Here is a 1,249-nt window from a genome sequence, read left to right on the forward strand (position 1 = left end):
GCCAGCACCGCCGCATTGCCCACACCCGCCTGCGCCAGAATCCGCGCCTCGATTTCGCCCGGTTCGATCCGGAAGCCGCGAATCTTCAGTTGCTGGTCGATCCGGCCCAGGTACTCCAGTTGCCCGTCAGGCAGCCAGCGCGCCAGATCGCCTGTGCGATACAGCCGTGCGCCATCGTCAGCGAATGGGTCTGGAATAAAGCGCTCCGCCGACATGCCCGGACGGTTCAGATACCCACGCGCCAACCCTTCGCCGCCGATATGAAGCTCGCCCGCCACGCCCGGCGGCACGAGGTTCAGCTCCGCGTCGAGCAGGTAGCAGCGCCGGTCGCCAATCGGGCGGCCAATCGGCGCATAGGTGCCCGCGAAATCCGCTTCCGGCGCATCGCCGCGCACCTTCCACACCATCGGCGTGACCACGGTCTCCGTCGGGCCATAGCCGTTGATATAGGTCCGCGCACCCAGCGCGCGCCGTGCCTGGGCAAAGGCGCCACGCGGCATCGCTTCGCCACCGAAGGAATAGAGCGAGACGTCCGGACGCTCGCCGCTCTGTTCGACGTATTCGGCCAGTTGCCGCAGATACGCCGGCGGGAAGCCCGCGTTGGTCACGCCGTGCCGGATCATCGCCTGCGCCGTCTGCTCGGGCGTCCAGAGCGCGTCGTCGCGCAGTACCAGMGAGCCGCCGCAGGYCAAGGCGCAAAGCCAGCGTTCGTGGGCGCCRTCGAACGCGAACGACAGGAAATGCAGTTCGCGCGAGTGCAGGCCCATTTCGTAGGCGTCGATGGTCGCCGCCACGTGCATGGCCAGCGGGCCGTGGGACACGCACACGCCCTTGGGGCGTCCCGTCGAACCGGACGTGTAGATCACGTAGGCAAGTTGAGACGGATGGACCGGCACCTCGGCAGCCAGCGTCGGGCCGTTGCCCACCATGTCCAGCGTCAGCACGGGCAGAGAAGCCGGCGCCGGCAGCGCATCGAGCAAGGYCGGCTCGGTGACGAGCAGCCGGATCGCGCTGTCCTCGAACAGATAGGCCAGCCGGTCCCTGGGATAGGCCGGGTCGAACGGCACATAGGCCGCGCCAGCCCGCATCACGGCCAGCAGCGTGACGATGATGTCGAGCGAGCGGGACAGGGCGATGCCCACACGATCCTCGGCGCCGATGCCGCGTGCATGAAGCACGGCGGCCAGACGATCGGCACGCGCCAGCAGTTCGCCATAACGCAGCGTCTGCTCGCCACAGGTCACGGCAA

At 68.2% G+C, this 1,249-nt stretch carries 1 protein-coding gene; it reads right to left on the minus strand.

All coding sequences use genetic code 11. The annotated features are described in order from the left end of the window. A partial coding sequence (locus AC1DS3_RS38785) for an amino acid adenylation domain-containing protein (RefSeq protein WP_477129380.1) occupies positions 1-1,249 on the minus strand: 1,249 nt, incomplete at both ends.

This window comes from Cupriavidus sp. 01L46 (assembly GCF_056399905.1).